Annotated in this window: 15 protein-coding genes; 9 read left to right on the top strand and 6 right to left on the bottom strand. The window is 68.3% G+C overall.

All coding sequences use genetic code 11. The features are described 5' to 3' along the window. Positions 1–4: 4 nt before the first annotated feature. From FB475_RS18360 to FB475_RS18385, 6 genes are all read right to left on the bottom strand, one after another. Positions 5–826: a carbohydrate ABC transporter permease gene (locus FB475_RS18360; RefSeq protein ID WP_141857451.1), complete on the bottom strand. Its 822-nt coding sequence runs from the start codon at positions 824–826 to the stop codon at positions 5–7. Next, positions 823–1767 carry a carbohydrate ABC transporter permease gene (locus FB475_RS18365; protein WP_238332211.1) on the bottom strand — a complete coding sequence of 315 codons (945 nt, stop codon included), beginning with the start codon at positions 1765–1767 and terminating at the stop codon, positions 823–825. The genes FB475_RS18360 and FB475_RS18365 overlap by 4 nt, the downstream gene beginning before the upstream one ends. After that, positions 1767–3197 carry an extracellular solute-binding protein gene (locus tag FB475_RS18370; RefSeq protein WP_141857452.1) on the bottom strand — a complete coding sequence of 477 codons (1431 nt, stop codon included), beginning with the start codon at positions 3195–3197 and terminating at the stop codon, positions 1767–1769. Before FB475_RS18370 ends, FB475_RS18365 begins: the two co-directional genes overlap by 1 nt. Positions 3198–3696: 499 nt before the next feature. Then, positions 3697–4464 (bottom strand): ricin-type beta-trefoil lectin domain protein, encoded by a 768-nt coding sequence (locus FB475_RS18375; protein WP_185759297.1) that lies wholly within the window; start codon positions 4462–4464, stop codon positions 3697–3699. A 313-nt stretch (positions 4465–4777) separates the two neighbouring features. Next, entirely contained in the window at positions 4778–5179 is a 402-nt protein-coding gene (locus FB475_RS18380) for a hypothetical protein (RefSeq protein ID WP_141857454.1), read from the bottom strand. A 35-nt stretch (positions 5180–5214) separates the two neighbouring features. Further along, positions 5215–7515 (bottom strand): DEAD/DEAH box helicase, encoded by a 2301-nt coding sequence (locus FB475_RS18385; protein ID WP_141857455.1) that lies wholly within the window; start codon positions 7513–7515, stop codon positions 5215–5217. Between the two features lie 225 nt (positions 7516–7740). Between FB475_RS18385 and FB475_RS18390 the strand changes: the two genes are divergently transcribed. The 9 genes from FB475_RS18390 to FB475_RS18430 all read left to right on the top strand — a co-directional run bounded on the left by FB475_RS18390 (position 7741) and on the right by FB475_RS18430 (position 18999). Next, complete coding sequence (locus FB475_RS18390) at positions 7741–8070, top strand: STAS domain-containing protein (RefSeq protein WP_134106736.1); 330 nt, start codon at positions 7741–7743, stop codon at positions 8068–8070. A gap of 246 nt (positions 8071–8316) precedes the next feature. After that, positions 8317–10623, top strand: coding sequence for a sodium-translocating pyrophosphatase (locus FB475_RS18395; protein ID WP_141857456.1), 2307 nt, complete (start codon positions 8317–8319; stop codon positions 10621–10623). Between the two features lie 111 nt (positions 10624–10734). Further along, on the top strand, positions 10735–11934 hold the full coding sequence (locus FB475_RS18400; RefSeq protein WP_141857457.1) for a DUF4142 domain-containing protein: 1200 nt from the start codon (positions 10735–10737) through the stop codon (positions 11932–11934). A 267-nt stretch (positions 11935–12201) separates the two neighbouring features. Beyond that, the gene (locus tag FB475_RS18405) at positions 12202–13194 is read left to right on the top strand and encodes an ABC transporter ATP-binding protein (protein WP_141857458.1); all 993 of its coding nucleotides are present in this window, start codon (positions 12202–12204) and stop codon (positions 13192–13194) included. 1 nt (position 13195) lies between these two features. Next, a complete protein-coding gene (locus tag FB475_RS18410) occupies positions 13196–13945 on the top strand; it encodes a hypothetical protein (protein WP_141857459.1) in 750 nt (249 codons plus the stop codon). 176 nt (positions 13946–14121) lie between these two features. Next, positions 14122–14916, top strand: a complete 795-nt coding sequence (locus FB475_RS18415; RefSeq protein WP_141857460.1) for a DUF2785 domain-containing protein — start codon at positions 14122–14124, stop codon at positions 14914–14916. Positions 14917–15388: 472 nt separating this feature from the next. After that, positions 15389–16693, top strand: coding sequence for a cytochrome P450 (locus FB475_RS18420; RefSeq protein WP_141857461.1), 1305 nt, complete (start codon positions 15389–15391; stop codon positions 16691–16693). Positions 16694–16711: 18 nt separating this feature from the next. Continuing rightward, entirely contained in the window at positions 16712–17200 is a 489-nt protein-coding gene (locus tag FB475_RS18425; RefSeq protein ID WP_202878360.1) for an NUDIX domain-containing protein, read from the top strand. 260 nt (positions 17201–17460) lie between these two features. After that, on the top strand, positions 17461–18999 hold the full coding sequence (locus FB475_RS18430) for a GGDEF domain-containing protein (RefSeq protein ID WP_141857462.1): 1539 nt from the start codon (positions 17461–17463) through the stop codon (positions 18997–18999). Positions 19000–19003 lie beyond the last annotated feature (4 nt).

Below are 19003 nucleotides of genomic sequence, written 5' to 3' on the forward strand. Positions count from 1 at the left end.
GACATCAGCTCTTGATCCCTCCGTGGAAACGGAACCCGTACCGCGAGTTCACCAGCAGGTACAGCACGACGACCGGGATCGAGAACAGCAGCGAGAACACCGGCAGCACCTGCAGGTTCACGCTGCCGCCTTCGTCGGTGAGGGTCTGCATCAGCACCGCACCGGGCTGCTTGTCGATCGACCGGATGAGCAGGAAGGGCACCAGGAAGTTGCCCCAGGAGTTGACGAACGCCCAGACCATGATGGTGGCCAGGCCGGGACGCGCGACCGGGAGTACGACGTCCCGCAGGATCTGCAGCGTGGACGCGCCGAACACCCGCGCCGACTCCTCGTACGACTTCGGCACCGCGTCGACGAAGTCCTTCAGAATGAAGATTGCCGCTGGCAACAACCCGCCGGTCATCACCAGCGCGACGCCGAACCGCGAGTCGATCAGCCCGAGCTGGAACATCATCACGAAGATCGGCACCATCGCGGCGGTACCGGTGACCACCGACGACAACAGCAGCAACCCGTAGAGCAGCGCGTCCCGCCCCGGTATCCGCACCCGTGACAGCGCGTACGAGGCCAGCGCCGCGAAGGCCGTCACCGCGACAGCTGTCGTGACACAGATCAGCAGGGAGTTGACCATCGAGTGCATCGCGTACGGATGGGCGAGCGTCCTGCGGAAGTTCTCCAGCGTCCAGTCCGGCCACTGCACACCCAGACCGGGTGAAGCGTCGAACGGCGCCGAGGCGATCCACAGCATCGGTACGGCGAAGAACAGCGTGATCGCGCAGATCAGAACATAGAAGCCGATCCGGCGCAGCACAAAGGACGTCGTCATGAGCGCCTCCGCAGCAGCCGCAGGTACACCAGGGACACCAGTAGGTTGGCCAGCAACAGCAGGAACGAGATGGCCGACGAGTACCCGAGCTCACCGCCCTGCAGCGCCACGTTGTAGATGTAGACCGGCACGGTCTCGGACGCGTGGTTCGGCCCGCCCTTGGTGAGCAGGAACGGCGAGAAGTCGTTCGCGGTCCACAGCGAGATCAGCAGCGTGTTCGTCAGTACGTGCCCGCGAATGTGCGGAAACACCACGTCACGCAGCGTCTGCCAGCCCGAGGCCCCGACCATCCGCGCCGACTCCAGTTGCGACGGCGGTACGGCCTGCAGCGCGGACGAGTACAGCATCATCGAGAACGCCGTACCGCGCCACGTGTTGAACACGACGAGGCACAGCATCGGGTGGTCGATCAGCCAGGCGGTACCCGGCGTACCCAACAAGCTGTTCAGCGTGCCGCCGTCACGGTCGTAGAACGCGACCCACAGATACGCGACCACGGTCGACGGCAGGATCCACGCGAGCAGCGTGAGGGCCTCGACGGTACGGCGTACCGCCGGGCGTGCACGTCGCAGTATCCAGGCCAGCGTGAAGCCGAGGACGTTCTGCCCGATGATCGCCGAGCCGAGGACGAACAGCAGCGTCAGCCACAACGCGTTGTGGAACAGCGCGTCGTTCAGCGCGCGGGTGTAGTTCGACAGACCGACCATCGACGGTGACACGGCCTCGACGCCGGTCAGCCGGTAGTTGGTGATGCCGATGTAGATGGTCCAGAGCGCGGGGAAGATCAGGAACGCGCCGATCAGCAGCAGCGCGGGCGCGATGAAGCCGAGCGCGCGGCCGACGCCGAGGCCCGCAACATCGCGTGCGGGTCCTCGGCCGCCGCCCGGTCCACGTCCCGGCGCCGGCTCGGCGGGCACGGGAGGTGCGGAAGCGGAAGTCATCAGTTACTGGTGACCTTGTCCTTGCCGCCCGCGGCAGCCTCCACGGCCTTCTGGTACGCCGCGGCCGCCGCGTCGGTGCTCTTGCCCGCGACCACGTCCGCGGTCGCCTGCTGCAGCGCCGCCGAGATCTTCGGGTACTCGGCCAGACCCGGACGGTACTGCGTGATCGGCAGCACCTTGCCGGCGACGAAGCTCAGCATCGGGTCGTTCTTCAGTACTTCGCTGTTCACGTCGGACCGCTGGGTGATCTTCGCGGCGCCGGCCAGCGACTCCTTGACCATCTCGGCGGAGTTCATGAACTGCAGGAACTCCCAAGCCTGCTGCGGGAACTTGGTGTTCGGGTTGATCACGGTCGCGCCGCCACCCGACATCGAGACGAAGTCCTGGCCCTTCACCCCGGCGCCCGGCTTCATCGCCGGGATCAGGGCGTAACCCACCGCGGTGTCGCGGTCGGGCATCTTCGCGACGCCTTCCTTGGGCTCCACCACGCTGCGCCAGAAGTAGTCGCCTTCGAGCAGGATGCCGATCTTGTTCGCGGCGAACTCGGCGAACGACTTGTCCCGGCCCTTGGCCTCCTTCTGGAGCACCGGGTCACCGAGGCCGGTCGAGTAGATCTGGTGGTAGAAGTCCAGCACCTGGCGCAGTTGCGAGGTGTTGCCGAGCCACTTGCCGTCGGAGTTGATGGTGGCGCCCGTGCCGACGAGCAGCGGCAGCACGCCCTGCATGGTGGTCGCCTCGCCCATCGCGGTACCGGCGTTGATCTGGATCGGCGTCACGCCGGAGATCTTCTTCAGCGCCTGACCAGCGGAGATGATGTCGTCCCAGGACTTCGGCTGCCAGTCGGCGGGCAGGCCGGCCTGCGAGAACAGCTTCTTGTTGAAGTACAGCACGCGGCCGTCGGTACCACCGGGTACGCCGTACCGCTTGCCGTTGTAGCTGCCGAGCGCCTGCACCGCGTCCGGGATCTGCTTCCAGCCGTCCCAGTCGTCCACCTTCGCGGCATCTCCCACCGTGTCGGTGAGCGGCTTGATGTAGTTCGCCTGGGCGAACTCGCCGACCCAGATGCCGTCGATCTGGAACAGGTCCGGGCCGGACTTGTTCGACAGGTCCAGGGACAGCTTCTGCTTGTAGACCTCGTCGTCGGAGCCGTCACCCTGGAACTTGACGGTGACGTCGACGCCCTTGCCCTTCTGCTCGGCGACGAACTTCGGGATCAGCACATCGGAGATGAAGGTCGCGCCGGCGCTGCTCTTGCCGCCCTTGACCGAGTTCGAACCAAAGGTCAGTTCGACCTTCTTGGCGTCGGCGTTCCGGTTCGCGTCCTGGCCGCCGCTGTCGCCCGACCCGGACGAACCGAGACAGCCGGTGAGCAGGGCGAGGGCCGCGGCGCCGAGCACGCCGGCCGTCGTCAATCGCGAGAGAGATCGCATCAGGGCTCCTTGCAAAGTGGTCCAGCGACAGTGCCCGTCAAACATTGGCATTGTCCGGCGACTATGTGAAGACTTTTTCCCAACGACGGATCAAACGTTTACCTGGTGCCTGGGGCAACCACCGGTGGGCTGTCAAGCCGGGATCCCACGGGACGGATTGCGGAAGGGTTAAAGCTCCCTCAAGGTTCTGTGGCAACAGGTAGTTGAGTAGATACACAGGGTAAGCAGTGGAGCTACCGTTTTGCCGTTCGATTCTGTGGATCGGAGGTGAAACGACGTGAGACTTCTCCACGGACTTGCTTGCCTGGTCGACGACCTGCTGGGTTGCTGGTGCTGGTGGTGACGGCCAGGGCGGTGACGGCACCGGGCTCCCGCTGACGCGCAAGCAGCGGGCATACCGGGCTCGCTTCCCGAGCGCCGCCCCCGACAGGAGAAGAAAACGGCCGGCCCCGACGATGTCGGGGCCGGCCGCCTCTTGTTGGCTCGGGGGCCTTGAACCTCAGCTCTGGGCCAGTTGCATCATCTGCTTCGGTAGCACGGTGATCTGAGCCGGGATCGGCAGCTGTGGCCGGAGCAGCGACAGCAGGCTGGCGGCCGCTCCCGCGATCGGCAGCGGCAGGGCCAGGCCCAGCGATGCCAGCAGTGCGTTCACCAGGGCGAGTACGGCGCCCAGGATGTCCAGGCTCGGGACCGGAAGTCCGCTCCAGGCCTGGATCGGAGTACTGGCGACGCTCATGCTGCCCGTCGGTTGCGCCTGCTTGGCCTTCCCCTTGCCAAGCAGCGACGTCAGGGCGAGACCACTGGCAGCGTTCACGAACGTGCCGGAGTTCTCGTCGTAGGACCACTTCTGCCCGTCGCCGCTACGGCAGGGCAGCACCAGCAGTGGCGCTGCGGCCGGCACCTTGGCCAGGTCCGCTCCGCTGTCCAGGCAGGCGCCGGTCGTCGCAAGGGCGCCACCGACGCTCTTGCTCATCGCGACCTGCAACTGTCCGGACTCGGTGTAGATCCACTCCTGGGTCTTGCCCTCCTTACCTGGGGCACACGCCATCATGACCGCCATCGGGACCTTGTCGGCCGCGACGAACGTCAGGCAGTAGCGGGTGTCGGAACGGGTGGCGATCTGCTGGGCCACGCCCACCGTCACGCCCGGAGCCTGTGAACCGCTGGGTGCCGGGTTCGCGGCCTGGGCCGGGATGGCCGTGGCGATGGCGACGCTGACCGCGAGTACCACCACGCCGGTGCGGCTGAACAGCTTACGGATGATCAAGACAACCTCCAGAGGTCGTGCTATCACTCGGCGTCAGGTCGTCGGGACCCCGTGCGAGAGCCGATAACGCCGGCAGTGACTCAGCGCGACGTTGACGCCACAACAAGTAATGCACAGGTCCGGCCGCGGGGGTTATGCCGATCTCGCGAAACTTGATGCCAATGGCAACAAACTGCCAGCCGGATATCGTTGCGCAAGGCATCGATATCCGGCTGGGAGGTCGCTGTTCTGTGGTTGTGAGCTGTTCGAGATGTTACGGCAATCCGAAGGAATCCGTCCACCTGCACTGGAAGATGCCATAGGCAACGGATTGTCAGTGCGGCTGTTTGGTGTCCCTCGGATCCGGGGCGAGTTCCTGCTCGGTTGCCAGGCGTTCGTCCGCGGGCGTCTCGGGCGTGGTGTCGACGGCACCGTCGGTGGAATCACTCTCCGTGATCTCGCCCCCGACGGTGTTACCGGACGTGACTGCCGCCTGGTTGCGCAGTTCGCGCAGTTCCTTGCGCCGGCGCCAGCCGCGGCCGAGGCCCTTCTTCAGCAGCCAGAGACCGGCGATCAATGCGGCGCCGGCCAGCGCGCCGAGGAAGAAGACCGTCGGCACCGAGACGCCGAAGTCGACGCCGAACACCTCGAGCTTGGTGGACGCGCTCGATGTCACCGAGACGCCGAGTCCGAACAGCACCGCCAAGGCGATCAGGACAATTCCGAGAACGGCCATGACGACCCGCCTCTCCGCCGGCCTACGCCGGCACTTCAGGCCTCACTACTGAGTAATGCGGTGAGCAGCGCCACCGCGCCGCTCTTGTCCAGTGGGTTGTTCTGGTTCCCACACTTCGGTGACTGTACGCACGACGGGCAGCCATCGGTGCATTCACAGTGTGCAATCGCCTCACGTGTCGCGGTCAACCACTCACGCGCGGCGACGTACCCGTGTTCGGCGAAGCCCGCGCCGCCCGGGTGGCCGTCGTACACGAAGACCGTCAGCCGGCCGGTGTCGGCGTGCCGCGCGGTGGACACACCGCCGATGTCCCAGCGGTCGCAGGTGGCGAACAGCGGCAGCAGCCCGATCGACGCGTGCTCAGCGGCGTGCGCGGCGCCCGGTACGTCGGCCAGCCCGAGCGACTCGACCACGCTGTCCGGCATCGTCCACCAGACCGCCTTGGTCCGCAGTGTCCGCGCCGGCAGGTCCAGCGGCTGCTCGTCGAGTACGTCGCCGGTCGCGATCAGCTTGCGCTGGTACGAGATGACCTGGCTCGTCACCTGGACCCAGCCGCGGGACAGCTCCGCCGTGCCCCAGGTGCAGGTCTCCTCGGTGGCGAGGATGCCGATCTCGGTGACGTCCCGGGCGAACGTCGTGTAGTCCGGCGAGGCCTGCTCGACCACGGCGGCGTGCTCCTCGAGGTCCAGCGAGCGCACCAGGTACGACTCGCCGGCGTGCACGTAGACCGCGCCCTCGTGGACCGAGGAGTGCGCCGACCCGCCGTCGACCGTACCGAGCAGGCGGCCGGTGCGGTCCTCCACGATCTGCACGGTCTTCCCGCCGGCGGACCGGATGTCGATCGCGTCGACGGCCCGTTCCCGCCGCGTCCAGAACCAGCCGTGCGGACGCTCCCGCAAGAGCCCCTGCCGCACCAGCTGCGCGATGACGGACTCGGTGGTGGCGCCGAAGATCTCGAAGTCGTCCGCGGTCAGCGGCAGCTCCTGTGCCGCCGCGCACAACTGAGGACCGAGGACGTACGGGTTCTCGGGGTTGAACACCGTCGCCTCGACAGGCCGCCCGAAGATCGCTGCCGGATGCCGCACCAAGTACGTGTCAAGGGGGTCGTCCCGCGCGATCAGCAGCGCCACCGCGTCCCCACCGGCCCGGCCGGCCCGTCCCGCCTGCTGCCAGAGCGACGCCCGCGTCCCAGGCCAACCAGAGAGCAGTACGGCGTCCAGCCCGGCGATGTCGATGCCCAGCTCGAGGGCGTTCGTCGCCGCGACTCCGGTGAGCTCCCCGCTCTGCAGCATCCCCTCGAGCCGTCTGCGCTCCTCAGGGAGGTACCCGGCCCGGTACGCCGACACCTGGTCGGTCAGTGCGGGGTCGACCTCGGCCAGGTTCTCCCGGGCCGTCATGGCCACTGTCTCGGCACCACGCCGGGACCGGACGAAGGCGACCGTGCGGACGCCTGAGACCACCAGGTCGGTCAGCAGGTCCGCCACTTCGGCCGTGGCGGAGCGGCGTACCGGAGCGCCGTTCTCGCCGCGCAGGGAGGTCAGCGGCGGCTCCCACAGGCCGAAGGCGATGCCGCCACGAGGAGAGCCGTCCGCGACGACCTCCTCCATCGGCAGCCCGGTCAGGCGTTCTCCGGACAGCGCGGGCTCTGCCACGGTCGCGGAGGCGCAGACGAAGATCGGATGAGCGCCGTACTGTGCGCAGACCCGCCGGAGCCGCCGTAGTACGCCGGCCACGTGCGCGCCGAACACACCGCGGTAGTGGTGGCACTCGTCGACCACGACGTACTGCAGGCAGCCCAGGAACCGGGCCCAGCGCTGATGGTTCGGCAGGACGGAGCGGTGCAGCATGTCCGGATTGCTGAGTACGTACGTCGCGTAGTCGCGCGCCCAGTCCCGCTCGGTCAGCTCCGAGTCGCCGTCGAGCGTCGTCGCGCGCAGCCCGGGCACGGTGTACGACGAGACCGCACGGAGCTGGTCGTGCGCCAGGGCCTTTGTCGGCGACAGGTAGAGCACCGAGGCGGTCCGCCGGTGCGGTGACGCGGCCTGGGCGATGCTGAGCGTGGCGAAAGCAGGTAGTAGGTACCCCAGCGACTTGCCGGATGCCGTACCGGTGGCGACGACCACGTGCCTCCCGCCGTACGCTGCCTCGGCCGTCGCGACCTGGTGGGTCCAGGGGGCCGTGATACCGGCGTCCCGCAACTGGCCGAGAACCTCGGGCGGCACCCAGCGTGGCCACTCGCAGGTCTGGCCGAGCCGGGGCGGGACGGACTCGACATGCGTCAACCGGTCGTCCCGACCGGCGGCCAGGCTCTTCAGAACAGCTGCCGCCTCGCGCATACCGGGAGCCTAGTCGCCGGTACGGACAGCTGTTCGCTGAGTGTGAGCTGAGAATGCACGTTCCGATCCACAGGGCTTTTTCCGGACGGGAATCGACTTCCCCGGGCCGAGATGAAAGAGTTTTCGGTGACGGGTCTCACTCACGGTCCGTACATGGTTGAATGCACCAGTTCACGAGCGCACGCGAGTGAACGATGTGGCACAGGACGGGAATCGGAGGCCGAAGTGGATCTGTCGCTGACCGCGCGCGCCGAGGGCGGGCGGACCGTCATCGAGGTCGCGGGGGAGATCGACGTCTACACCGCACCGAAGCTCCGCGAGAAGATCGCCGCACTCGTCGACGACGGGGTCTACGACCTCGTGATCGACCTGGAACGCGTGGAGTTCCTGGACTCCACCGGCCTCGGCGTCCTCGTCGGCGGGCTGAAACGGGTGCGCACCCATGACGGATCCCTGTCCCTGGTCTGTACTCAGGAACGGCTGCTGAAGATCTTCCGGATCACCGGCCTGACCAAGGTGTTCGACATCCACCCGGACGTCGCATCCGCGATCTGACCCGTGGCACGCAAGCGAAAATGTGACTCCGGTACTACGTTTGGTGACGGTCCCGCCCGGGTTCCGGCACAGGGGTTGCCGTTCCGGTCAGGTATGGCGTAGACCACCCTGTCGTCAGGTCTGGTCGGGAACCCGTTAGAGTAACCCACCGCGCCAGTCCCTGGCGCTGTGTCGTATTTCCCCAACCCTACGGTTGCGGCAGACGGGGGCCGTCAGACCTGCATGGGTTGCCTACAAGGAGGACGGATGTCCGCGCTGCTTGCTGCACAAGCGGTGGATCTTTCGTCGAGCAACACCACACTGGTGATCGTCGTCGGAGTGATCGCGATCCTCGCGGTCGCCATTGCGATGGTCTTCCGGGGCCAGGTGCTTGCCGCGAACGATGGCACCGAGAACATGAAGACGATCGCCGCCGCGGTCCAGGAAGGCGCCTCGGCGTACCTGAACCGGCAGTTCCGGACGCTCTCGATCTTCGCCGTGGTCGCGTTCCTGCTGCTGTTCCTGCTGCCCGCGCACACCGACGGCGGCAACGAGACCACGCTGAAGATCTTCCGCTCGGTCTTCTTCCTGGTCGGCGCGGGCTTCTCCGCCACGATCGGCTACCTGGGCATGTGGCTCGCGACGCGGGCCAACGTCCGGGTCGCCGCGGCGGCCAGGTCCGAGGGCCGCGACCCAGCGATGCGGGTCGCGTTCCGGACCGGTGGAACAGTCGGCATGGCGACCGTGGGCCTCGGCCTGTTCGGCGCCGCGCTGGTGGTGCTGCTCTTCAAGGGTGACGCCCCGACCGTGCTCGAAGGCTTCGGCTTCGGCGCCGCGATGCTCGCGATGTTCATGCGGGTCGGCGGCGGTATCTTCACCAAGGCCGCCGACGTCGGCGCGGACCTGGTCGGCAAGGTCGAGCAGAACATCCCCGAGGACGACCCGCGGAACGCCGCGACGATCGCCGACAACGTCGGTGACAACGTCGGTGACTGCGCCGGTATGGCCGCCGACCTGTTCGAGTCGTACGCCGTGATGCTGGTGGCCTCGCTGATCCTCGGCAAGGCCGCGTTCGGCGAGCAGGGCCTGATCTTCCCGCTGATCGTTCCGGCCATCGGTGCGATCACCGCGGTCATCGGTGTCTTCCTGACCCGCCCGCGGACCGGCGAGAACGGTCTGCGCACGATCAACCGGGCCTTCTACCTCTCCGCGATCATCTCCGCGGTGCTGTGTGCCGTGGCGGCGTTCGTCTACCTGCCCGGCAGCTTCAAGGAGCTGACCGGCGCGGCCGGTACCGCGATCGCGAACACCGACGGCGACCCGCGGCTGATCGCGACCGTCTCGGTGATCATCGGCATCGTGCTGGCGGCCATCATCCTGGCGCTGACCGGTTACTTCACCGGCACCGAGGACAAGCCGGTCAAGGACGTCGGCAAGACCTCGCTGACCGGCGCCGCGACCGTGATCCTGTCCGGTATCTCGGTCGGCTTCGAGTCCGCCGTCTACACCGCCGTGGTGATCGCGGCGGCCGTGTACGGCGCCTTCCTGGTCGGTGGCTCCGGCATCGTGGCGCTGTTCGCGATCGCGCTGGCCGGTTGCGGTCTGCTCACCACCGTGGGCGTCATCGTCGCGATGGACACCTTCGGTCCGGTCTCCGACAACGCCCAGGGCATCGCCGAGATGTCCGGTGACGTGGACGGCGAGGCGGCCCAGATCCTCACCGAGCTGGACGCCGTCGGCAACACCACCAAGGCGATCACCAAGGGCATCGCGATCGCGACGGCCGTGCTGGCCGCGACCGCACTGTTCGGCTCCTACACCGACGCGATCCGGTCCGCGCTGGCCGACAACTACGCGAAGTTCGAGGCGGACGCGCTGGTGTTCAACCCGGGCACGCTGGTCGGCCTGATCCTCGGTGCCGCGGTCGTGTTCATGTTCTCCGGTCTGGCCATCAACGCGGTCGGCCGCGCCGCCGGTGCGGTCGTCTACGAGGTCCGTCGCCAGTTCCGCGACATCCCCGGGATCATGGAGGGCACGGGCAAGCCGGAGTACGGCAAGGTCGTCGACATCTGCACCCGCGACTCGCTCCGTGAGCTGGCCACTCCAGGTCTGCTCGCGATCACCGCGCCGATCGCGGTCGGCTTCGGCCTCGGTGCCGCTGCGCTGGCCGGCTACCTGGCCGGTGCGATCGGTGCCGGCACGCTGATGGCGGTCTTCCTGGCCAACTCCGGTGGTGCCTGGGACAACGCCAAGAAGCTGGTCGAGGACGGTAACCACGGCGGCAAGGGTTCGCCGGCGCACGAGGCCACCGTCATCGGTGACACCGTCGGTGACCCGTTCAAGGACACCGCCGGCCCGGCCATCAACCCGCTGATCAAGGTGATGAACCTGGTCTCGGTGCTGATCGCTCCGGCCGTCGTCGGGATGTCCGCGATCGGCGACAACACCAACACCGCGCTGCGGATCGTCATCGCGCTGGTCGCGCTGGTCATCCTGGTCGCCGCGGTCTGGGTCTCCAAGCGCCGTGAGTCGGTCATCGCCGACACCCCGGCGGAGGCCAAGGCAGCCGCGTAAGCAGTACCTCCCGCAACGGCCCGCCGGTTCCCACCGGCGGGCCGTTGCGCATGGACCCGGTACGCGCTCGCCGTCTACTGTCGTCGTACGACGCAATCGCGGGAGGTAGGGGTGCCTCGACGACTACCAGCCTTGCTGCTGCTCGTCCTGGTCGGGGTGCTGGCGACGATGCAGCCGGCGAGTGCGGCGACGCCGCAGCCCGACGCGGCGTACCTGTACGCCGCGCACCAGCTCAACCTGACCATCATCGAGGCCGCGCACGCGGCGACCACCCAGGCCCGGACGTCGTGCGTCCGCAAGGCCGGTGCGCAGCTCGAGCGGGACCACCGCAAGCTCGCGGCGCAGGAGCTCGACATCGCGACCCGGTTCGGCATCGTGCTGGTGACCGTGCCGTCGCTGGCGCAGCGCAAGCAGCTCGACGCGCTCGCGGCCAAGGCAAAGAAGCCCGGATACGACGCCGCCTGGCTCGCGTTGCAGCGCCAGACCCACCAGCAGTACCTGACGCTCGTCGAGGGCGACCTGCCGAAGAACGCCTCGCCGGCCGTCGAATCGGTCGCGGACGGGGCGAAGCCGGTGATCCAGATGGACCTGCGGATGGTGCAGGGCCAGTGCCGTACCGGATCCGGCACTCCGGTCGTCGCGACCGGGGACGGTGGTCAGCAGGCCGCCAAGTCCAAGGCGCAAACCCGGGCCGCGCTGATCCTGCTCGCGATCGGCGTGATCCTGCTCCTGGTCGGCAAGTCGATCTCGGTGAAGCGCCGGCTGATCGGGATCGCGGCGATCGCCGGGGGGCTCGTGATGATGCTGGGCGGGCGGGTTCAGAACGCGGGCGAGGTGCCGGACTCCGGTACGGCGGTCGCGGACCGGGAGGCCGCCGTACCGCCGGTGAAGCTGAAGTTGCCCGGCTACCTCGAGGCGACCGTACGGCCGGTCGCGACCAGCGCCGACGGCCAGTTGCAGGTACCGGCGTCGGCCGACGTCGGGTGGTGGGCCGCGGGCGCCGCTCCGGGGGCCGCCGGTGGGACGGTGTTGCTCGCGGGGCATGTGGACACGACGCGCGGGCTCGGGGTGTTCGCGCCGCTGTCCGGCGTACCGATCGGACAGAAGGTCGCGGTGACGGCGGGGGACGGCGACGTGCACTGGTACAAGATCGTGGCACGGCGTACGTACAAGCAGAGCGCGCTGCCCGCGGACCTGTTCCACGGCGCGGTGAAGCCCCGGCTGGCACTCGTGACCTGCACGGGGCCGTTCGACCACAAGACCAGGCGGTACAGCGACAACCTGGTGCTGTACGGCGTACCGGTGGACTGAGAACGAACGTCTGATAGCCGGAAGTACGCCGGCCGTCGACTTTCGGCTGATGTGTTCCCCCGCGGGATGGGGGATCGTCGGGGTCGTGGTCAGGGTTTCAACCGATGCACCCGCCTGCCGGCGGACGGCAGAATCAACCCACGGGTGGACACACCGGATCCGCCCGGGGTCCGATGTCCGGCACGGTGTGGACCTCGATACTGATCTCATCAGGACACCGCCCGGCAGACCGGGAACACTTCAACGCCACCGAACGAGGAGACGGCGATGATCGAGGCAAAGGGCCTCACCAAGCGCTACGGCGAAACAGTTGCCGTTGACAACCTGTCTTTCGAGGTCAAACCCGGTAAGGTCACCGGCTTCCTCGGCCCGAACGGGGCCGGCAAGTCCACCACCATGCGGATGATCCTCGGCCTGGACACCCCGACGTCGGGCGAGGTGACGATCGACGGGCAGCGGTACCGCGACCTGCACCGCCCGCTCACCAAGGTCGGCGCGCTGCTGGACGCCAAGTGGGTGCACCCGAACCGCTCGGCGCGCTCCCACCTGGCCTGGATGGCCGCGTCCAACAAGCTGCCGAAGAGCCGCGTCGACGAGGTGCTGGGCCTGGTCGGCCTGACCGAGGTGGCGGGCAAGCGGGCCGGCAACTACTCGCTCGGCATGTCCCAGCGCCTCGGCATCGCCGGCGCGCTGCTCGGCGACCCGGAGATCCTGCTCTTCGACGAGCCGGTCAACGGCCTCGACCCCGAGGGCATCGTCTGGATCCGCAACTTCATGCACCGCCTCGCTGACGAAGGCCGGACCGTGCTGGTGTCCAGCCACCTGCTGTCGGAGATGGCGCTGACCGCCGAAGAGCTGGTCGTGATCGGTCGCGGCAAGCTGATCGCGCAGAGCAGCACCCAGGAGTTCGTCGACCGCGCCAGCGGTACGACGGTCAAGGTCCGGACGCCGCAGCTCGACCAGTTCGCGACCGTGCTGAACCAGCAGCAGTTCGTGACCCGGATCGAGGACGTCGAGAACGAGGGCAAGGTGCTGTTCGTCGAGGGCGACATCAGCACCGACCAGGTCGGCGAGGCGGCCGCGCAGCACGGCGTCGTACTGCACGAGCTGACCCTGCAGCGCGGCTCGCTCGAGCAGGCGTTCATGCAGATGACCGGCGACTCGGTCCAGTACCACGCGCAGGAAGGCATCGCCGAGGTGACGCAGCTGGACGGGCCGGCCGCGGCCGAGTTGGCCGCCGGTCCGAAGGAGGACAACTGACATGTCGGTGATCACTGTCGAGCGGATCAAGCTCTTCTCCACCCGCTCGCCGTGGTGGTGCATGATCGTCGCCGCCGTACTGACGCTCGGGCTGGCCGCGCTGGCCACCGGGTTCACCAAGGGGACCGTGACGATCGGCCTCACCCAGGGCGGGGCGCAGCTCAGCCAGATGGTGATGATGGTGATGGCTGCCCTCGCGGTCACCACGGAGTACCGGTTCGGCACCATCCGGACCAGCTTCCAGGCCGTACCGCAGCGCACGTCGCTGCTGCTCGGCAAGACCGCCGTGGTCGCGGCGCTGTCGGCGCTCGTCGGGCTGATCGCGTCGTTCGGCGCCTGGGGGATCGGCAACATCTTCTCCAAGGGCGCGGACCTGTCGATCAACACGGGAGCCGAATGGCGGCTGCTGGCCGGCCAGGGACTGGTCTTCGCGCTGTCCGCGGTGATCGCGGTGGCGATCGGCATCCTGATCCGGCAGAGCGCCGGGGCGATCGCGATCCTGATCCTGTGGCCACTGCTGGTGGAGAACCTGTTCAACCTGATCCCGAAGGTCGGCGACGACATGTCCCGCTGGTCGCCGTTCCAGAACGCCTCCTCGTTCCTGAACCAGGGCCAGGACTTCGGCGTCAACGGTCCGCAGGGGGACTCGCAGTACGCCCTCAGCCCGTGGTGGGCGCTGCTGTACTTCGCCGGCTGGGCGGTGCTGCTGATGGCGCTGGCGTTGTTCACCGCCAACAAGCGCGACGCGTAATGAGAGACCACCCCGGTCAGTGGTTGAGGGGCCTTGGCCGGGGCGTGGCCCGGCCGGGCTGAGGGGTCCCGGTCGCAGCGGCCCGTGGGGCTCCGGTACTTCGCCGGAACTCCACGGGCCGTTCTGTTGCCGGCTCAGGTGGCCAGGGGGTGCCGTGGGCGTTTAGCCTGCGGCGCATGACGGACTGGGCGCAGGTGCGCGAGACGGGGTTCGCCGTACCGGAAGGACGGCCGCTGGGGGAGCTGGTGGCCGAGCTGGCCGGGATGTTGCGGTCGCCCGACCCGGTCGTACGGGATCGGCAGGCCTACTCGACGCTCGCGACCTGGATCGGGCGTGGAGTGCTGCCGGAGCAGGAGCTGCGGGAGCTCGGCGACACGATGGTGCCGCGGTTCGCGGACACCGAGCTGCAGGCGCGAACGTTCGCGCCACTGATCCTGGACGCGATCGTGACGGCCGGGGTGTTCGAGCCGTCGTGGGTGCCGCCGTTCGAGCGGTGGTACGTCGCCGAGGACGACCTGCGCGGGTACGACGAGAAGCTCGGCTGGCTGCACGCGGTCGCGCACGGGGCGGACCTGCTCGGCACGCTCGGGCTGCATCCGGCGGTCGAGCCGGTCCAGATGCTCCGGCTCGGGATCGGGCGGTTGCTGACGCCCACGCCGTACGTGCTGCGCGACATGGAGGACGACCGGCTCGGGTACGCGCTCGCGGCGACGCTGACCCGCGAGGACCTGACCGGTACCGACGCGACCGACTGGCTCGACCCGGCGATCCGGGCGCTGTCGGATCCACCGGCCGAAGGGATCACGCCGGAAGTCACCAACACGATCCGGACGCTGCGGGTGGTGTACGTGCTTGCGGAGCACGGACTCCGGGTCGGTGATGCGAAGAAACTCACACGGATCCCGCAACGCGAACAGGTCAAGACAAAGCTCGCGGAGGTGTTCCGGACCGTCACGCCGTACTATCTCTGAGCTCGATGTCGTCGTAGGCAACAAAGGGTGTGTCTCCCGATCCCACGCCTACTGCGCGGCACTCGGCGGGCACCTCGCCGCACTGGAGGGAAGGGAACGATGAAACCACATCGACCCCTCCCCTCCAGCACGGCGAGGCACTCCGCCGAGCACCTGCTCGCTACGGCGTGGGATCGGGAGACACACCCTCCCGGTGGCGGACGGCGCATCCGACTTTCGTCTGGGATTCCCCTGAATCCTCCCCGAGGAACGGCATGTCGCGGTCCAGGGCGGAGTACAGGTGGTGTCAGCTGGCAGTGGAGGCCCGGTCCGTGACAAGGTTCTTTGCTGGCAATTCCATGGCCCCCTCCCATGGTGGTGCCAACGCCACTACCCGAGTAGTGCCAACACCATCAGTTCTGGTCCCTGGCGACGTTAACTTTGAGCACAAGAGCCGTTCGGGGGCGCAGTCGAGAGAGGGCGCGTAGAAGTCATGGTTGCGACATACCTGAAGCGTTGGGTCGGCAGCCGGATCCTCAACAGGAGCACCCGCAAGGGTGGTCTCGACCTGTCGAAGATGCGGATGTTCCCCAGCTCGGTCTCGATGCCGCTGCGCCGGCACGGGCTGGACCCGGTGCCGGAGCTCGCCGCCGTCCGGGAGACCGAGCCGGTGCACAAGCTGGCCCATCTGTTCGGGCTGAACATCTGGGTGGTGAGCGGGCATGCCGAGGCCAAGTACGTCCTGTCCAACGAGGAGGACTACAGCCACGACATCCGCCCGCTGGTCGGGTCCGACCCGAACAAGCCGTCCGAGGGGATCGGCGGACTCGGGTTCACCGACCCGCCGGACCACACCCGGCTGCGCAAGCTGCTGACGCCGGAGTTCACCAAGCGCAAGCTGGCCCGGCTGGAGCCGGCGATCGAGAAGATCGTCAACGACCAGCTCGACCTGATGGACGCCAAGGGTCCGGTCGCCGACATCGTCTCGGACTTCGCGTTCAACGTGCCGTTCCTGCTGATCGCGGACCTGCTCGGGGTCGAGGAGCAGGACCGCGACCGGTTCCGCGCGCTCGGTCCGGCCCGCTTCGACATGTCCGGTGGTGGGATCGGGCTGTTCGGTTCGGCGTCGGAGTCGCGCGAGTTCCTGTTCGAGATCGTCCGCAAGCAGCGCGCGAACCCGGGCGAGGGGCTGATCGGGTCGATCATCCGCGACAAGGGCGACGACATCGACGACGTCGAGCTCGGCGGGCTCGCGGACGGCGTGTTCCTGGGCGGGTACGAGACGTCGGCCAGCATGCTCGCGCTCGGCACGCTGGTGCTGCTGCGCGACCCGGAGAACTTCGAGCGGATCCGGAACGAGCCGGGCGCGGTCGACGTGATCGTCGACGAGCTGCTCCGGTACCTGACCGTCGTACAGGTGGCGTTCCCGCGGTTCGCGCGACACGACCACGAGCTGTTCGGGCAGCAGGTGAAGAAGGGTGACCTGGTCGCGGTGTCGCTGTCCGGCGCGGACCGCGACAAGGGCGTCTTCGGGGCGGACGCCGAGGACTTCTACCCGCGTCGTACCGTCTCGTCCGCGCACCTCGCCTTCGGCCACGGCATGCACCGCTGCGTCGGCGCCGAACTCGCCCGGATGGAGCTCCGCGCCGCCTTCACCGCGCTCGCCCACCGCTTCCCGGACCTCGCCCTCGCCGTACCGGAAGAACAACTCCGCTTCCGCGACTTCTCCATCGTCTACGGCGTCGACTCCCTCCCCGTCCGCCTCCAAGCCACCCCCACCGAACAAGCAGCCGGCTGATCAGCCGGTGGGTTGCGGGTGAGTGAGCTGGATGCGGTCGCCCAGTACGTCGCCGGCCTACCACGCAAACGAGTGGTGGCCGGCGTACTGTTCCGGTCCGCCGACGGGCGGGTGCTACTCGTCGAACCGTCGTACAAGGCGAACTGGGAGATCCCCGGCGGGTCGGTCGAGGCCGACGAATCTCCCTGGGACGGCGCCGTCCGCGAACTGCGCGAGGAACTCAACTGGACGGGCCCTCTCGGCCGCCTCTTGGTGATCGACCACGTGCCCACCCAGACAACCCGCCCCGAAGCCTTGGTCTTCATCTTCGACGGCGGCGTCCTCACCGATGGCGAGGCCGCCGCTCTCAAATTCCCCGACGGTGAACTCGTCTCCGCGGCGTTCTACACCCTCGCCGAAGCCCGCACCCGTTTGAAACCCCTTCTGGCCGACCGGATCACCGTCGCCACCCAAGCAGCCGCCGACGGCACCACAGCCCTCTGCACCTACGGCAAACGCGTCGCCTGAACGTTTCCGGGGCGACGGGGAGTACGGTGAATGTGGCACTAGGTGGTCGGTGGCTGGATCGGGTCGTGACAGGAGTGGGGGTGGGTGGTCACAATGGGCGGTCCGGCCCGAGAGGCGGGTGTCGGATCAGGGAAGGGCCGTCGGCGGGTATGGGCATTGGCGAGGTGGCGGCGGGCCGGGTGAGTACGGCGCCGACCGGCCGGACCGCTGCGCAACAGGCTCCGCGCGGCTCGTCTCCGACGGGTCGGATTGCTGCTGCGATGAGCGGGCGGATCGCCGCCGCGATGACCGCGGCCCAGACCGGTGGGCACGCGATCGCGGCCGCCGAGATCGACGCGATCCGCGCTGAGCTGGGCGGCGTACCGAGCTACACGCTGGCGGCGGCGGAGTACGTACGGGGTGTGACCGCGCACCACGCCAGCGACGCCGACGAGGCGCTCCGGGCGGTGGATGCCTGTATCGAGGTCGCCCGCGCGATCGACGAACCGGGCTGGGAGGCCAACGCGCTCCCGATCCGCATCATCAACCTGGCCCGCAGCGGTCGCGGCGGCGACACCGTCAACGACCTGGTCGCGGCCGAGGCGGCCCTGAACCGGACGAAGGACCCCGGCCTGATCGCCTGGGCGCACACGGGCCTCGGCTACGCCTACGACGTACTCCGCCTTTTCGAACTGTGCATTCCGCATTACGAGCTCGCCACCGGGCTGGACGACGACGTGTTCGAGCTGGCCGAATCGCTCGCGATCGACCGCCTGAACCTCGCCGAAACCTACCTCCGCTGGGCGCACGAACTCGAGCGCCTCGGCGATCCCTTGTATACAAGGGAGATCGAGGAACGCCTCGCGTCCGCCGCGTACTGGTCCCGCGAGGCCGAGCGGGTGATCGTCGACGACGAGTCCCAGGAGTTCTGGCGGCTCAGCGCCCGGCTCCTGCTCGCCGCGGCAGCGACCGCCGAGGACCCGGCGAAGGCGGTCGCCGAGCTGACCGAGATCCGCGACCGGTTCAGCAAGGTGGGCGAGACCGAACGCCTCGCGATCGCCGGCGCCTACCTGGCCAGGGCGTTGCGCGCCGACGGCCGCCTGGACGCGGCGAAGCAGGCCGCGGACCGCGCCGCCGACGACCTGATTCCGTTGGCCGACCCATCGACCCACATCCTCGTCCTGCAGACCCGCTCGGAGATCGACGCGATCGACGGTACGCCGGGAGCCCTGGCCGGATTGGCCTTCGCGCGTTCGGTCGCCCGTGGCTGGTGGAAGGAACGCCAGCGCGCGCTGAACGCCGTACGCCACGCCCTCGCCGTGCACGACCTGCCGGCCCGGCACGACGCCGAATGGCACGCCGCGCGGCAGGATCCGCTGACCGGCATCGGAAATCGCCGTGCCATGGACGAACGGCTGACCGCCGCCCGCGACTCCGGCCGCGCGGTCACCTTGCTGGCTATCGACGTCGACGATCTCAAGTTCGTCAACGACACCTTCGGGCACGCCTGCGGTGACGAATTGCTGCAGGTTGTGGCAAATCTGCTGGTAGAACAGGCGCGAGCCACCGATGCCGTGATTCGATCGGGCGGCGACGAGTTCTTCGTGGTACTCGACCAGCCGGACGCCAAGGGTGGCGCGCAACTGGCGGAGCGGATCCGGGTCGCCGTCGCGGCGATCGCGGCGACCACGGACAAACCGTGGCTGGGCCGGCTCGGACTGAGCCTCGGGTACGCCGCGACCGCGGAGGGACTCGGGGTCGAACAGCTGATCGCGAAGGCCGACCAGCGACTGTACGAGGACAAGCACCGGAAGAAGTGAAGGT

It is taken from the genome of Kribbella jejuensis, from assembly GCF_006715085.1.
Taxonomy (GTDB): Bacteria; Actinomycetota; Actinomycetes; order Propionibacteriales; family Kribbellaceae; genus Kribbella; species Kribbella jejuensis.

Excerpts from the sequence above, each read along its gene's own strand:
- FB475_RS18410 (WP_141857459.1), top strand. The coding sequence starts at position 13,196 with ATGTCGGTGATCACTGTCGAGCGGATCAAGCTCTTCTCCACCCGCTCG.
- FB475_RS18385 (WP_141857455.1), bottom strand. The coding sequence starts at position 7,515 with ATGCGCGAGGCGGCAGCTGTTCTGAAGAGCCTGGCCGCCGGTCGGGAC.
- FB475_RS18395 (WP_141857456.1), top strand. The coding sequence starts at position 8,317 with ATGTCCGCGCTGCTTGCTGCACAAGCGGTGGATCTTTCGTCGAGCAAC.
- FB475_RS18370 (WP_141857452.1), bottom strand. The coding sequence starts at position 3,197 with ATGCGATCTCTCTCGCGATTGACGACGGCCGGCGTGCTCGGCGCCGCG.
- FB475_RS18415 (WP_141857460.1), top strand. The coding sequence starts at position 14,122 with ATGACGGACTGGGCGCAGGTGCGCGAGACGGGGTTCGCCGTACCGGAA.
- FB475_RS18430 (WP_141857462.1), top strand. The coding sequence starts at position 17,461 with ATGAGCGGGCGGATCGCCGCCGCGATGACCGCGGCCCAGACCGGTGGG.
- FB475_RS18405 (WP_141857458.1), top strand. The coding sequence starts at position 12,202 with ATGATCGAGGCAAAGGGCCTCACCAAGCGCTACGGCGAAACAGTTGCC.
- FB475_RS18420 (WP_141857461.1), top strand. The coding sequence starts at position 15,389 with ATGGTTGCGACATACCTGAAGCGTTGGGTCGGCAGCCGGATCCTCAAC.
- FB475_RS18360 (WP_141857451.1), bottom strand. The coding sequence starts at position 826 with ATGACGACGTCCTTTGTGCTGCGCCGGATCGGCTTCTATGTTCTGATC.
- FB475_RS18365 (WP_238332211.1), bottom strand. The coding sequence starts at position 1,767 with ATGACTTCCGCTTCCGCACCTCCCGTGCCCGCCGAGCCGGCGCCGGGA.
- FB475_RS18380 (WP_141857454.1), bottom strand. The coding sequence starts at position 5,179 with ATGGCCGTTCTCGGAATTGTCCTGATCGCCTTGGCGGTGCTGTTCGGA.